Source organism: Paenibacillus sambharensis (assembly GCF_003233845.1).
In the GTDB taxonomy this organism is placed as follows: domain Bacteria; phylum Bacillota; class Bacilli; order Paenibacillales; family Paenibacillaceae; genus Paenibacillus_I; species Paenibacillus_I sambharensis.
This window is the reverse complement of the sequence record NZ_QKRB01000006.1, coordinates 23628-38560: the sequence shown is the minus strand read 5'-3', so window position 1 is coordinate 38560 and position 14933 is coordinate 23628. Positions and strand designations below refer to the sequence as shown.

Annotated in this window: 15 protein-coding genes; 8 read left to right on the top strand and 7 right to left on the bottom strand. The window is 53.5% G+C overall.

From position 1 onward, the window contains the following. Positions 1–39: 39 nt before the first annotated feature. The 5 genes from DNH61_RS00210 to DNH61_RS00190 all read right to left on the bottom strand — a co-directional run bounded on the left by DNH61_RS00210 (position 40) and on the right by DNH61_RS00190 (position 3972). A complete protein-coding gene (locus tag DNH61_RS00210; RefSeq protein WP_111144689.1) occupies positions 40–714 on the bottom strand; it encodes a CpsD/CapB family tyrosine-protein kinase in 675 nt (224 codons plus the stop codon). After that, positions 695–1453 carry a YveK family protein gene (locus DNH61_RS00205; protein ID WP_245947806.1) on the bottom strand — a complete coding sequence of 253 codons (759 nt, stop codon included), beginning with the start codon at positions 1451–1453 and terminating at the stop codon, positions 695–697. Before DNH61_RS00205 ends, DNH61_RS00210 begins: the two co-directional genes overlap by 20 nt. Before the next feature lie 30 nt (positions 1454–1483). Then, positions 1484–2254 carry a tyrosine-protein phosphatase gene (locus tag DNH61_RS00200; protein WP_111144687.1) on the bottom strand — a complete coding sequence of 257 codons (771 nt, stop codon included), beginning with the start codon at positions 2252–2254 and terminating at the stop codon, positions 1484–1486. Positions 2255–2606: 352 nt separating this feature from the next. After that, positions 2607–3038: a hypothetical protein gene (locus DNH61_RS00195; RefSeq protein WP_111144686.1), complete on the bottom strand. Its 432-nt coding sequence runs from the start codon at positions 3036–3038 to the stop codon at positions 2607–2609. Between the two features lie 172 nt (positions 3039–3210). Continuing rightward, positions 3211–3972, bottom strand: coding sequence for a hypothetical protein (locus DNH61_RS00190; protein WP_111144685.1), 762 nt, complete (start codon positions 3970–3972; stop codon positions 3211–3213). 304 nt (positions 3973–4276) lie between these two features. Between DNH61_RS00190 and DNH61_RS00185 the strand changes: the two genes are divergently transcribed. From DNH61_RS00185 to DNH61_RS00150, 8 genes are all read left to right on the top strand, one after another. Next, positions 4277–4774, top strand: a complete 498-nt coding sequence (locus DNH61_RS00185; protein ID WP_111144684.1) for a DoxX family membrane protein — start codon at positions 4277–4279, stop codon at positions 4772–4774. A 385-nt stretch (positions 4775–5159) separates the two neighbouring features. Next, on the top strand, positions 5160–7088 hold the full coding sequence (locus tag DNH61_RS00180; RefSeq protein WP_111144683.1) for an asparagine synthase-related protein: 1929 nt from the start codon (positions 5160–5162) through the stop codon (positions 7086–7088). A 32-nt stretch (positions 7089–7120) separates the two neighbouring features. Next, on the top strand, positions 7121–7303 hold the full coding sequence (locus DNH61_RS00175) for a paeninodin family lasso peptide (RefSeq protein ID WP_111144682.1): 183 nt from the start codon (positions 7121–7123) through the stop codon (positions 7301–7303). A 167-nt stretch (positions 7304–7470) separates the two neighbouring features. After that, a complete protein-coding gene (locus DNH61_RS00170) occupies positions 7471–8424 on the top strand; it encodes a phosphoenolpyruvate carboxykinase (ATP) (RefSeq protein ID WP_146240918.1) in 954 nt (317 codons plus the stop codon). Continuing rightward, positions 8414–8719, top strand: a complete 306-nt coding sequence (locus DNH61_RS00165; RefSeq protein WP_111144680.1) for a lasso peptide biosynthesis PqqD family chaperone — start codon at positions 8414–8416, stop codon at positions 8717–8719. The genes DNH61_RS00170 and DNH61_RS00165 overlap by 11 nt, the downstream gene beginning before the upstream one ends. A gap of 24 nt (positions 8720–8743) precedes the next feature. Continuing rightward, positions 8744–9241 (top strand): lasso peptide biosynthesis B2 protein, encoded by a 498-nt coding sequence (locus DNH61_RS00160; protein WP_111144679.1) that lies wholly within the window; start codon positions 8744–8746, stop codon positions 9239–9241. Further along, positions 9231–10433 carry a nucleotidyltransferase domain-containing protein gene (locus DNH61_RS00155; protein ID WP_111144678.1) on the top strand — a complete coding sequence of 401 codons (1203 nt, stop codon included), beginning with the start codon at positions 9231–9233 and terminating at the stop codon, positions 10431–10433. Before DNH61_RS00160 ends, DNH61_RS00155 begins: the two co-directional genes overlap by 11 nt. A 13-nt stretch (positions 10434–10446) precedes the next feature. Beyond that, positions 10447–12246, top strand: a complete 1800-nt coding sequence (locus tag DNH61_RS00150; RefSeq protein WP_111144677.1) for an ABC transporter ATP-binding protein — start codon at positions 10447–10449, stop codon at positions 12244–12246. A gap of 71 nt (positions 12247–12317) precedes the next feature. On the opposite strand, the gene DNH61_RS26920 is transcribed toward DNH61_RS00150, so the two are convergent. Beyond that, positions 12318–13901, bottom strand: a complete 1584-nt coding sequence (locus tag DNH61_RS26920; RefSeq protein WP_111144676.1) for a diguanylate cyclase domain-containing protein — start codon at positions 13899–13901, stop codon at positions 12318–12320. A 114-nt stretch (positions 13902–14015) separates the two neighbouring features. Further along, positions 14016–14918, bottom strand: a complete 903-nt coding sequence (locus DNH61_RS00140) for a diacylglycerol/lipid kinase family protein (protein WP_111144842.1) — start codon at positions 14916–14918, stop codon at positions 14016–14018. Between the last annotated feature and the right edge of the window lie 15 nt (positions 14919–14933).

Genomic DNA, 14933 nt, shown 5'->3' with positions numbered 1-14933 from the left:
CCTGCGCGAGAAATCCGTTAACCTGTTTGCTCTTCCTGCTTAGTAGTAGTGATAGTAGCTCTCCCTGTCACTGCGTTTAACGTTATTGAGAACTACGCCGAGAATCTTGGCGTGCACGCGCTCGAGACTGGCCTTGGCCTTCACGGCTGAATCCTTCTTCACCTTGCCTGAGTCGATCACGAGGAGCACCCCGTCACACTGAGTCGCCACAATCTGCGCGTCGGTTACAGCCAGCAGCGGCGGCGTATCGATGATGATCATGTCATACATGCCTCTCAGCTCTTCGAGCAGCGTTGTCATCCGTTTGGATGTCAGCATCTCGGAGGGATTCGGCGCGATTGCTCCCGCTGGCAGGACATACAGGTTATCCACGTTTGTCGTTAGAGTGACATCCTTCAATTCCGCCTGATGGCTCAGCAGCGCAGTCAGACCTGCCCGGTTGGACAGCCGGAATATATGATGCTGGGTCGGCTTGCGCATATCGGCATCAATCAGCAGCACCCTCTTGCCCGCCTGTGCGTAAGCGACGGCAAGATTAGCGGAGGTTGTACTCTTGCCTTCGCTCATCTTCGTCGAGGTAATCATGATCGTCTGGGTTTTGCTGTCCAGATTAGAGAATTCAATGCTTGTGCGGAGTGTTTTATAAGCTTCCGAGACCGGCGAGACCGGATTAATTTCCGTGATCAGATGAACGCTACGTGTCGACCGAGACATTGCCTTCCCCCCTTAACGGTTGTGCTGCTGACTGCTGCTTGGTACGCGCCTGGCTGCGGTCGGAATTCTTCATCCGCGGTATACTGGTCAGGGTCGATAAGCCGAGCGCCTGCTCAACATCCGAGCTGGTCTTGATCGTGTCATCCAGATAATCAAGCAGGAAAGCCAGAGCAACCCCCAGCATCAGCGCAAGCATAATGCTCACAGCCATATTCATGGTCGGGTTCGGCGAGACGGGATAGGCAGCGGCACTTGGGTCTGCCTCATTCAGGATGCTGACGTTATCCACCTTCATAAGCTCGGGAATTTCCCGCTGGAAGACCTCGGCTACTGCATTGACCATATTCGCCGCTCTGGGATAGGAAGTATCAACGGCAGCTAATGTGATGATCATCGTATCGCTGACAGATGCCACGTTGATCTTCGAAATCAGCTCGCCGGCACTTGTCTTCAGATCGGGGTATTCGCTGGCGACAACCCCCATAATCCGGGAAGTGCGAATAATCTCTTTATAGGTCTTTACCAGCTGAATGCTGGTATTAATGGAACCAAGCTCAACATTGCCTGCAGCCTCGGCAGGCTTATGACTCGGATTTACAATCAGCTTCGTGGAGGCTTGATACTGGGGAACCACAAGCTTGTAAGAATAGAAGCCTGTTACCGATGCCAGCACAACAACCAGCAATCCGATCAACCACAACCTCCTGCGGACAATAGCCCAGTACTGTTTCAGTTCCAATTCGTCTCCTCCGTTAATTCAAAGTTCCGCTCAGCTGTTGAAGCCGTGCCACCGGCGTTTGCCCGGGAGCGGTTGTTGTCTTTCTATAGGCATGTTCTCTACTACACATCTTGCATTCCAGATCCACCGGTCTACCTGATCGCTGCCAAACAGCTTGCCCAGTATCCAGTAAGTCTCGGTCAGTCCAGGCATACGCACTTGATGGTCATGGCAATCGGATGCAATGAAGTGGACCAGCTGCCTGCGGCACAGCTGAATGGCTGACCGGCGCGACCGGAATCCATTGCGTCCCAGCACCGAGGGCGCGTTAATCTGCAAAAGGGCGCCGCTGCTCTCAAGCGCAGCAGCAAGCTCCAGATTCGCGGCAATACTAGGGTTGCGCTCGGGATGCGCAATGATGGGCCGCAGCTCAAGCAGCTTAAGCTCATGGATAAGCTCCTGTATGGCCCCTACATCAAATTTGGGCTGCAGCTCAAGCAGCAGGTAGCTGCTGTCATGAAGCGTGAGCAGCTGTCCGCGGTTCAAATCCTCGAGCACGTCTTCCGGCTGGTTTACCCGTATCTCTTGCCCGCAATAAACCGTGAGCGGAATCCTTGAAGAAACAAGAGCTTCATTGAACACGGCAACCGCCTCTCTAACCTGAGCCGGCTCGGAGTTGTAGCGGGAGGTTCTGGTGTGCGGAGTCGCGATCATCCCGTACACGCCTTCGCTTGCAGCGAACTCCGCCATCCTCAGCGCTTCCTCCAGCGACTGGGCGCCGTCATCCAGACAGGGCAGGATATGCGTATGGATATCAATCATAGCCCGCTCACTAAGTTATTCGTTTCGCGAACCCTTATGCAAAAAAAATATTGGAATAGCTGTACGGAATGGTTTCGCATAACTCATCTGCCTTTCATAGAAATTTTCACATGACGAAACGCGAAAAGCCGGCTCGCTCACGACATCGCTTGCCTGCTAACATCTCCACGCGGGAAGATCTGTGCCTGTTACCCGACACCTGTTTCATATGGCTTTCATAGAATACCCGCCTTTCGACAGCCATTCTGTGCGCCAGTATGTTATTCGTTTAGAGAATCTGTCGAGATAATTATATTCAATATGAATAACTTTGTAAATAAAAAAATGACGTCTTCCGTCGGTTTACCTAACATCAACTGCAGTGTCTCTGCTGATCTTTCAGAAAATCGTCCAGCTTCCCTCCATCCAGAACATGCTCCATCAGGTCCTCAAAGGTACAGGAAAGCCCCTGCTCCTTGAAGAGCAGATCGAGCAGCACAGCCATATCAATGACAGGCTTTTCAGGCGCAGGTGTATACTCCCGCTGGTCATAACTGTAGACAAATTCCCGCTTAAGCGGGTACTGCGTCACATGAAGCAATTCTGCCATAGTAAAGGTTTCTGACGGGCGGCTTCCATTACCGTCCAGAGACGGATCTTCTGCCAGCCGCTTCAGGAACTTGTTTACAAGCACCTGCTTATGCTCCTTCGCTGTCTCGGCAGGCGCCGCGCCCGCCTTCACATTTATCGCAGTATTACACACCTTAGCATCCGGGGGGAGATATGAGCTGTCACGTTTTCCCACATTCAACACTCCTCTACAGTCTTCAAAAAGAGATTATTATTCTAGTTAATTATTCGATATGAATAATTATAGAGTGTAGATAATGAAAAATGTGTCGAAATCTGCTGTGCCCCTAAACTTTTTTCTGAAAACGGTTAACCCTTACAACAGTCTTCGCCATACCTGGCCCGGTTCATTTGCTAATTTCCATCAGAGCAAGCAGCTTTAACGCCTCATATTCCTCTGCACTTAGCTTACTCTTCAAGCTGCTCTTTACCGTCTCCTTCTCCTCGTCGCTAATACCGCCTTCCGCCATAGCCATAAACCCCCGCAGTTCACCGATCGAAAAACGTTTAAGCAGCAGCTGCAGCGCTTCCTCCTTCGTCAATAATGTCAGTTCCTTCTTAGATGCTGCTGGTTCCGCCGTCGCGGATTTGTTATCCTTGGGGCCGTCCTTGCCGGTTCCCGTCGCTTCAACTCCGTCTGCCACCACAGGTCTAACTCCTCCACTGCCTGCTTCTTCGGCATCTCTGCTCCTGCTGCGATCCGGGGTAATGCCTCCCTGTGCCTCAGTGGAGTGCCCCGCCTCAACCGGCAGAACTCCTTTATTCCCTTCCTTAAGCTCGGACTCCAGCAGAGCCATTATTGCAGGGTCTCTACGAAGCTCTTCAATTTCCTCCTTGCTGATCACCTTCTCAGACAATTCCTTCATCAGTCTGTCCGCGAGCATGTTCATGCCGATCTGATAACCGGCTGTTCCGATGCCCAGAAGGATGACTCCCGTAACTGTCCACTTCGCCCAGCGCGGCATGCCTGGTCCTTTGACTTGACGCACTAAATAACGGTGGGGCTTGCTCCCGTGCGTAAGCCACTGTTCACCGGCCGCGTTCTTGTACCTGCGGAAGCCAAACATTTTCCAATAGAAGGGCGTATGCATCCGCTTCTTCTGCTCCACAGCAGCATCCCCTTTTCAACAAGTATTTTCATAACCGACAGATTATTCAATGTGAATAACTTTATTCGTTTCTATTTTAGTTCGTTATCTGCCTGGTAACAAGTCCTTATTCACAATTTGTTTCAGGACTTATTTTTATGTGAAATTAATCACAAACTTTTCGGTAGCGGCAAACTATAATAAAGGCAAGAGGTAGTTGAACACAACCAAGCAGCTCCCAAGTCTCACGTTCAACTGCATCTACTGTACAGTTCACAAGCGTTCCCCAATTACATCATATGAATATGACAAGGAGAGATGGGACATGATTATGAAATGGTGGAGAGAAAATCCGGTTGCCGCTGGCATTCTCGTTGTAATACGCCTTATGGTAGGATGGGCCTGGCTTGATGCAGGCTGGCACAAAATCACAGGAGGCTTTGATGCGGGCGGCTTCCTAAACAATGCAGTGGCAAATCCCGTGTTGGACAAGGCAACGGGCGAAGCCGTTTACCCGACCTTCACAGCCTTCGTCGAAAACTTTGCTCTGCCGAACGTTGAACTCATTAACTTTATGATTCCATGGGGCGAGTTCCTCGTCGGTCTCGGACTTATACTTGGCTGCTTCGTTACAGCCGCTGCCTTCTTCGGACTGCTGATGAACTTCATGTTTATGTTCGCCGGTACAGTCAGCACCAATCCTTGGCTCATGCTGCTCGGCACACTGGTACTGATCGCTGGCGCGAATGCCGGACGCTTCGGCCTTGACCGCTTTGTTCTTCCAGCGCTTCGCCAGGCAATTGGCAAACTGCGCAAACAGTAAGCCGCCTGCTTATCACAGCTTATTACGTGTCAAGCACCGCTTAGCCGCGGTGCTTTTTTCTTTTCCCACGACGCAAACGCTTACATGAATATTACCTCGTTTATCGCATATGGATATCTTCGGTGTCTCTTTCAGCAGCCTTACTTTTGTCATTCGCAACAATAATCAGACTGATCTCCAACACTCCATGCCCATCTTTCATGAAATAACGAGGACTTCAGGCCCATAATTTTCATTTGTGTTTGCGTTTTGAATAATATTATGTATAATATGAGCAAAAAGGTACGCGTTAGGTAGCATTCTAACTAGACACCTAAATTGTCAGAATACTTAACCTACCAAGTCAGAAAGTGATTACACTAATGATCCAAGGCAGGAGGATGCTATGAGCGCCATTGCAGGTATTCTTAAACAAGACGGCCAGCCAGTGGGCGCCGACGAAAGCAGGGCCTTGTTAGAATCACTGTCCTTCTATAAGCATGATCAATTGGATAGCCTGCATGCCGGGTCTCTATTCCTTGGCAGCGCCCTCCGATGGGTTACGCCTGAGTCTGTAAGCGAGCAGCTTCCCCGCCGTCACGCGGAGCTAGGCCTGACCATTGTATCGGATGCGATTCTGGATAACCGCGACGAGCTGGCCGCCCTGCTGCAGCTCGATTCCGCTGAAGCCTGCGATCTTCCAGACAGCGAATATATTCTGCTCTCCTACTATAAATGGGGTTCCCGCACACCAGAATTCCTGCTGGGCGATTACGCCTTTGCCATCTGGGATGAAGCGGAGCGTCAGCTCTTTGCCGCCCGTGACCCGCTCGGCAACCGGACCTTATACTACACGCAAGGCCGCGGAGGCTTCGCATTCTGCTCGGCTATTGCCCCGCTGCTGTCTCTCCCAAGCCATGACAAGCAGCTTAATCAATCCTGGCTTGCCGAGTTTCTGACGATTCCCATGATGCTCGATTCCACTGATGTTGGCGCAACAGCCTACGCAGACATCCGGCAGCTTCCCCCTTCCAGTACGCTTGTGTTTAGAGACGGCAAACTCCTTACCGCTGGCTATGACAGCAAGCTGATACCCGATGATCCGGTACTCTATCAATCAAATGCTGAGTATGAGGAAGCATTCCGTGAGCTGTTCGATGCAGCTGTCCAAACACGCTTACGTACTCACCGCAGGGTTGCAGCCACGCTCAGCGGCGGGCTTGACTCCGGTGCCGTCGTCGGATTTGCTGCAGAACCGCTCAAGGCAGCCGGGAAGAAGCTGTATACCTACAGCTATGTGCCCGCAACCGATTTTACGCAGTGGAAATCACGCTCCCGGCTAGCTGACGAATCGCCCTATATCCGGGCCACGGTTGCTCATGTCGGCAACATTGAACCAGGCTACTATGCCTTTGATGACATGAGCTCCTACAGCGAACTTGATGAATGGCTCTCCATCCTGGAGTCACCTTATAAATTTTTTGAGAATTCATTCTGGATCAAGGGCATCTATGAGGAGGCCGCCCGGCACGATACGGGTGTGCTGCTAACCGGCGCCAGAGGAAACAACACCATCTCCTGCGGTTCGGCCCTGGATTACTATATATTACTCATCCGCAGAGCGCGCCTGCTCACATTTTACAAGGAACTGAGAAGCTACAGCAGGGTGATGGGTGTTGGCAGGAAGAAAATCCTGTCTGTCATAGGCAGGAACACCTTCCCCGCTCCTTTTGCCAGCAAGCATAATGACGCCCCCCTCCTCATTCATCCGGATTTTGCACAGCGGACGAAAGTTATGGAGAAGCTGCACAGCCAGGATGTGGGACTAACCGTCTCCGGACGGGACGGGTTTGAGGAACGGCGTTACTATTTCCGCAGCCCCGCTCTGCTGAACATGCAGGGAAGCTCCGGCGCCAAGCTGCTGATGCGGTATGGCATTGCAGAGCGTGACCCAACCGCGGACGTCAGAGTTATACGCTTCTGTATGGGCATCCCGCTTGACCAGTATGTACAGAATGGCATGGACCGTGCATTGGTACGCAGAATCACCAAGGGTTATCTTCCAGACGAAGTGAGGCTGAACCAGCGCGTCCGCGGCGTGCAGGGTGCCGACTGGCTGCACCGGGTAGCAGGCTCCTGGAACCGGGTGCGCAGCGAACTGGAGCAGCTGTGCCAGGATCCCACCGCCTCCAGCCTCATAAATACCAGTCAAATCAAGGCCTACCTGGCGCAAGCGAATGAACCCGGGAAGGTAGAGAGTGCATTCCGGGATGAGTACCGCTATTTAATGAAGTGTCTGATCGCTTACCGGTTTCTGAAGCAGTTTACAGCCTAGCCTGATAACGCTTGAAAGGAGGTGAGAGAGAAATGACTAAAAAAGCTTGGAATCAACCAACGCTTGAAACACTGGACATCAGCGCAACAATGGCTGGTGTAGGTACACAGTACTTCGACTGGACATATGTAGGTGGCCAGCTCGACCTTAACATCACGGATGACCCTTCCAGCGGCATTCCAGTACCGCCAATCCCAGGTCTGCCAACATCGTAGTTTGATCTTCTACTTACTTAGTTAAGAACAGCCGCCCTTATACAGCTTCTTAGGTGTATAAGGGCACCTTTATTACATCCTATCGATAACATTCCGGAGCGCCCACTTGCCGCTGCCTGACAGCGCAGTGCCGGCCCGGTCAATATATACAGGAAATAAGGTGAGGCATGATGATAGCGCAATCGAACCGGTTAACTTATGAGGCATTCGGCCTGACGATCGCAAGTGACGTTACCCTGCCGGAGCTAGCCACTCTTAGCGGAAGTGCTGCAGAGCCGGATGTGACCGTGGAAATCGCGGAACTGGCTGACGAGTGGCACAGCCTGACTCCAGTATTCGATTATTATGGTTTCCCCCGCCCAGGCCGGTTTCTCTTCCATATTCCAGACACAGCGGTCATTAGCGTGACAGACGGATGCACAATTCAGATCTCACCCATGTGCGATGCTGAGTGGGATAAGATTAGAGTCTATCTGCTTGGCACAGGTATTGGAGCTCTGCTGCTGCAGAGACGCACCCTGCCTCTCCACGGGAGCGCGGTGGTTATTGAGGGCAAGACCTACGCCTTCGTAGGCGATTCAGGAGCGGGAAAATCAACCTTGGCCGCCGCTTTCATCAGCCAGGGCTGCCCAATTATCACCGATGATGTCATCGCCGTCCAGCTTGGAAGGCACGATCAGGTCCCTATGACAGCGCCTGCCTACCCCCAGCAGAAGCTGTGGGATGAGAGCCTCACCAACCTTGGCATGGAAAATGATTCTTACCGCCGCCTCTCCAGCGAGCTGAACAAGTTTGCGGTACCGGTGAAGGCCAGCTTCTTCGGGAGGCCTGTTCCGCTCGGCGGTATTATAGAGCTTAGGCCGGACCCGGAAGCTTCACAGATCCGGATCGAGCAGCTGCACGGCCTGCACAGACTGCCTTTGCTCCGCTATCACACCTTCCGGAACTTCCTCGTCCCTCACCTGGGTCTTATGCAGTGGCATTTCGAGACGGCAGCCCGTCTTGCCGCCAGCGTTCCAGTGTACCGGCTGTTCCGTCCTGTAACAGGCTTCAGTGCGGTGCAAATGACCAGTATCATCCATTCTATGATTAAGGAAGGAGACCTTCAATATGGCAGCTAATACGGCAATAACATCTACGGACAAGATTATACAGGCTCAAGGCGGTCTGGTTACCGATATGGACGGCGAGAAGGTTATGATGAGCATCACGAATGGAAAGTATTACAGCCTCGGTGAAGTCGGAAGCCGAATCTGGGAGCTGGCTGCATCACCCGTCAGCATGGAAGACATTGTTTCTGCCCTTCTGCAAGAATATGAGGTGGACCCTGCTGCCTGCCGCACAGAGGTGGCCATGTTTCTGGAGCAGCTGCGAAGAGAAGGGCTTATCCATGTTGCCCCCGCAGAACGTCTGTAATACTGCAAGCGAGGAGGACTTGTCATGTGGCGCAAAATACGTAAGTTGGCCGCTTCTCCTCTCTCTATGAAGCTCCTGATGATTGAAGCATTCTTCTGCCTGGGCTGGGCTAGGATTCTGAAGGCTGCTCCGTTTGCGAAGGTTGCCCCGTCGCTTGGCATACCTATGGAGGAAACGCCTTGGGAATCGGACCCCGCCGTACAAGCCATGCAGAGCCGGATTTCTCATGTCGTCCGTCTCATCAGCCGGTATACCTGGTGGGAGAGCCAATGCCTCGTTATGGCTATTGCCGCCATGAAGATGATGCGGCGGCGCCGGATCGAGAGCACGCTCTATCTGGGTACGGGCAGGGACGATAACGGAAGCATGATTGCCCACGCCTGGCTGCGAAGCGGCCCTTACTATATCACCGGGTACGAAACTATGTCCAAGTTTACCGTAGTCGGCACCTTCGCCTGTTATCCGGGCCGCTCTGCAGCCGGCTATAAGAAGAGCCAAAGGAGCCTAGGAAATGAACACTGACCCCGTGCTTAACCGAAGCTCATTCTCCCCGGAGCTGTCGCTGCTTCTCTTGCTGTCAGCGGAGAATCAAGAGGATACAGCTGCTGCCTTGGCAGCGGCTGTAGACGGCGGGCATATGGACTGGAAACTGTTCCTCCAGCTTGCGGAGCACCACCGGGTTTATCCATCCGTCTATCTGCAGCTGAAACGGGTTAACGCTCTTCACAATCCGGCTCTGCCGCAGGAGCTCATGCACGCGCTCCAATCAATGTACACCCGCAACACCTTCCAGATGCTGCACCTGAGCGCGGAGATGACCAAGGTCTGTGACAGGATGAGCAATGAAAGCATACGCATGCTGGTTCTGAAGGGTCCCGCACTTGCCAAGCACCTCTACGGCGATATCTCCCTTCGCACCTCGAAGGACCTCGATGTGCTTGTTGCGCCCGAAGATGTCACAGCCGCAGCCGGGCAGCTTGCAGAGATGGGCTATATCACAGACTACGCCAACCATCATCTATTCCATCTGTGGAAGCGTAAGACGCATCATATCTCTTACTACCACCCTGTGCACCGCACCATGATAGAGGTGCATTGGCAGCTCGATCCGCACAAGGGCAGCGAACCGCCCTTTGAAGCCATGTGGAAGCGGCGGCAGACGGTGCTATTCTCCGATACTCCCGTTCATACACCGGGGGATCAGGACTTGCTGCTGTATCTGGCTATTCATGGCGCGCGGCATGGGTGGTTCCGTCTTCGGTGGCTGGCGGATGTCGACAGATTGCTGCGAAGCAGCCCTGTGCGTCAGGAGCGGCTACCAGCTGGCTGTGACCGCGCCTACCGGGCTATAGTCGGGCAGAGTATGCTGCTGTCTGCGGACCTATTCGGCACACCGCTGTCCAAGGAGGATGAAGGCTTGTACGCGAATGACAGATCACGTCGGCTTGCCCGGACTGCTCTGCCCTTCATTCTTAGCGGGAAGCGTTGTCCGGATGAGAGCAGCAAACAGGCCGTACACGAATTCCGGCACTATCTCTTGGATCTGATGTCGATCCGCCAGCGTCTGGATTACTATACCAAGCCTCTCTTCCCCAGCTCACGTGATGCCGCCCAGCTGCCGATGCCGAGACCGCTGCATTTTTTATACTTCCCACTGCGGCCGCTGCTGTGGCTGTGGCGGCAATTCAGGCGGCAACCCCTGACTAGGGGATAAGGAGGACTTGGATATGAAATCAATCTGGATTTATGTAAAACGGCTGCATCACTTTGCCGGAGCCAAGCTGTATCTGAACATGATCAGCATGACGCTGATCAGCCTGTTCGAGGGAATCGGTATCCTGCTGCTTGTCCCACTGCTCAGCGTGTCCGGGCTGTTCGCAGTCGGCCAGGTCAACATTCCCCTCTTGGATCAAGCGACTGCCCCGCTCCGCAGCCTGCCGGATCACCTGATTCTACCCGTCATACTGGGCCTCTACATGCTGCTCATTATTGTGCAGAGCTACCTGCAGAAGCAGCAAACTGTATTAAATATTGAAATTCAGCAAAGCTTCGCCCGTCATCTGCGCCTGCAGGTATACCGGGACTTGCTTCAGTCCAACTGGTCGTTCTTCCTGCGCAAGCGCAAGTCCGACTTCAATCACATCTTCACCTCGGAGCTGACCCGGGCGAGTCAGGGCACCCATCTCTTCTTGAGACTGGTAACCTCCCTGATCTTCACCGCCATTCAGGTTGCGCTGGCGTTCTGGCTGTCCTTCCAGCTGACGCTGTTCGTCCTTGTCAGCGGTCTGCTCCTCGCCCTGTACGCCAGACGGTTTATCCGTCATGCCAAATCGCTTGGCACCCGGACCACCGAGCTGTCCCAGAGCTATATGTCAGCGCTGAACGACCATTTCAATGGCATCAAGGATATCAAGAGCAACCTGCTGGAGCGGCAGCACATGGGCTGGTTCAGGGCGCTCTGTGACCGGATGGAGCATAACATGGTCCAGTTCGCCAAGCTCCAGACTTCCAGCCAGTTCTTCTATAAATCAGCCTCGGCTGTATTGATCGCCCTGTTTATCTACTTCTCCTTCGAGGTGCTGAAGGTGCCCGTTGAACAGCTGCTGCTGATCATCGTCATCTTCTCCCGGCTGTGGCCGAGGTTCTCTTCCATTCAATCCAGCTGGGAGCAGATTATGCAGTCTACCCCCGGCTTCGACAGCCTGCTTGAACTGGAAGCCGAATGTGCCGCAGCCAGAGAACAGGTCATTCGTGAAGGCCTGGCCCTGCAGAAGCCGCTGCGGATTCAGCACAGCATGGAATGCCGCCAGGTCCATTACCGTTATAATGAAGCTTATGAAACCTACGCCTTGAGGGATATCAATCTGCGAATACCGGCGAACAGCATGACAGCCGTAGTCGGAAAGTCAGGAGCCGGCAAAAGCACGCTGATCGACCTGCTCATTGGGTTGATTAGACCAGAACAAGGTGAAATCACAGTCGACGGGGTGCCGTTGACTGGCGATCGGGTCTTCGCTCTGCGCGCCTCGGTCAGCTACGTCTCCCAGGAGCCGTTCTTGTTCAACAGCAGTATCCGGGATAACCTGCAGCTTGTCGATCCTGATGCCACTGACGCCAAGATATGGGAGGCGCTTGAATTCGCCTCGGCGGCATCCTTTGTCAGGGACCTTCCACAAGGGCTTGAGACCGTTATTGGTGACCGTGGTGTCCGCTTGTCGGGCGGGGAACGCCAGCGGATCGTACTGGCACGGGCTATCCTGCGCAAGCCGTCCATTCTGGTGCTGGATGAAGCGACAAGCGCACTGGACACGGAGAACGAAGCGAAGATTAAGGAATCGCTGGACCGGTTGAAAGGATCGCTGACCATCATCGTTATCGCCCACCGGCTCTCTACGATCCGGAACGCGGATCAGGTTATCGTCCTGGAGGAAGGACGTATTATTCAGCAGGGAGGCTTCCAGCAGCTGTCCGGCGAGAGCGGAACCTTCGGCAAGCTGCTGCGGTTTCAGAGCGAGATGAACGGCTGAACGGAGCTTCCATGCATAAAGGCCGCGGAACCAGATGGGGTTCCGCGGCCTTCGCGAGTTAAACGGGATTGTTACTTATACTTAACAGAGTGTTCCTCTTCCTGATAGAAGGCAAAGCCGTTCTTTCCCTGACCCTTAATAACATACATGGCAGAATCCGCTTTATGGAGAAGCGTCTCACGCTCCCGTCCGTCCACATCATACAGGCTGATTCCGATGCTGGCTCCCACCCTGCACTGCCCGCCCGATAGCTCGAAAGGCGCGGAGAGGGCAGCGAGGATTCGCTTGGAAGCTTCTTCCGCATCCTGTGCGCCGTTGTCCAGCTTGATCAGAAGATTGAATTCATCTCCGCCCATACGAGCAAGGGTATCCCCGCTTCTGACAGAGCCGCGAAGACGGCTGCCTACCATCCGCAGCACTTCATCCCCCGCTTCATGCCCATAGGTATCGTTCACCGCCTTGAAGCCATCCAGATCCAGGAAGAGCAGCGCAAACCGCTGATCCTTCCTGCCCTCTTTCAACGCATCATCCAAGGCGCGGAAGAACTTGATCCGGTTGGGCAGTCCTGTCACCGGGTCATACAGCGCCATATACTCAAGCTGCTGCTTATACGCACGGCTCTTGGTGTACTGCCATGTGACCGCAGCCGACAGCACCAGCATGACCCCAGCAAAAATAAGAAACTGTACCTTCATCCCTGCGCCCATATCCTCAAGCTTATCTTCCGGGAGTCTGGACAGAACTGTCCATTCATAAGCACCTTCTGGCATATCCTCGAAGGGAGCCACCCGCTGATACGTAAACAACCCATTGTCCGACCGGATTTGCCCGGATGGCGAAGCCTGCATCTGCTTCCACTCATCTGGATAATCTCGCGGTAATGTCTCTGCCGTCCTGTGCGGGAACATAAACCCCCAAGACCGGTCAGTGGAGTCATTGCTGTACAGCCAGTAGCCCTCCGCATTTAATAATTCGGTGTATCCGTATTGAACCCCGCTCGCCGTTGCAAACCTGTCAAGCAGCGGTGAGGCAAGCAGGCTTACCATAATTGCCCCGATCTGCTGCTTGTTCTGGTTAAAGACCGGCGTCCCAAGATGAATGACCGGCTTCGGAGGCGTCTCAACCCGGCCGAGGTTCTTATACAGCTCCAGCGGCGAAATGTAGACCTCATTGACAGCCAGCCTGTTGATCCCGCGTGCATATCTCACCGTCCCCGCATCCTGGTGCATACCCGGCTCCGATATATGAATCGTCTTGCCCGAGCGGTAAATATGAAACAGCTGTTTGCCCGAGCGGTTAAAGAAATGAATCTGTTCATACTGAACCTTCCGGTCGACGAAGCTTATATATTCACTGGCAACCTCTGAAGTTCCATTCTGGATCTGACTGATTTCCTCAATTCGGTGAAGACTCGTCAAATCCGCCAGAAAATACAGGTCCGAATACCGGCCTTCCAGATGCTGTACAATAGCTTCGCTTCCGCGTTGGACCTTCTCCAGCTCCTCCTGACGGATCTCTCCATAATGCGCGGCACTCTCCCAGCGGAATAGCAGGTAGAGAAGCGCTCCCAAGAAGCCTAATGTCGTGGCAAACAGCAGAATAAAAGCCTGATAGTGATGACTAGGGCGGTTGATGTTCCAATCTGGCTGCTCCATATCTCAAGCCTCATTATCAATAAAGTTTGGTCATGCATGCTCCTTCTACCATACCGCATTCGACCTTTTTCGACAATAATAAATTCTTAACTGAATCTTGCTGGGGAAGAGCCGCTAACCGGCGGCCGGCTTGAATATCCGCAGCTGGCGGCAGTGTGTACGCAGTACGGCTGGTGTATTCATGTAGATCTCTCCGTCCATATCAGCCTTCATCGGCTGCTGCGTCGCCAGCGTAACCTTCGCACTCTGGAAGTAATCAATATTCCCGCCCTCCTGCTTCCAGGCTGAAGGATCCCTGCGGCTTAGCACCTCAAACAGCAGGGCAAGCCCCGCTTCCCTAACCACAAATATATCCAGCAGTCCGTCCTGCAGACCAGCTTCCTCAAGCGGCAGCGTGTTCGTTCCTATTGAACGGCCGTTAAATGCAAGGATCATGACCGCCTCGCCGCTGCGCTCTTCTTCATCTGTTACCAGCCGGTAGGCAAAGGATTCCGCGGAGTTCAGAACCTGCAGGGAACTTAGAAAATAGCTCAATTTGCCAAACTGGCTTTTCAAACCCTCATCGATATTTTCCGAGGCGGCTGTAATAAGACCAACCCCGAAGAAATTGCTGAAATACCGGCCGTTAGCCTCCCCTATGTCGATTGGCACAGGTTCAGTGTCCAGAACAAGCCTTGCAGCATCCTCCAGATTAAGCGGGAGTCCCAAGCTTCTCGCAAAATCATTGCACGTGCCTGAAGGCAGGATCCCAAACGGCGGCGGAGACTGCAGAGCTGCCAGCCCATTTATACATTCATGCACGGTACCATCCCCGCCCAGCGTTAACAGTAAATCAAACTCCATTGCCCGCTCCCGGCAGAGCCGCTCTGCATCCCCCGGACCCTCAGTCTGGAGCAGTGTTAGTTCGCCTACACCTGGCGCGATAACACTGGCCGTCACCCCCAGCCGTTCCTGCAGCGCAGACTGCCCTGCATGGCCATTGTAAATAACTGCAGCCTTCCCGTATGCTGTCTCCACCTCACATCCTCCTAT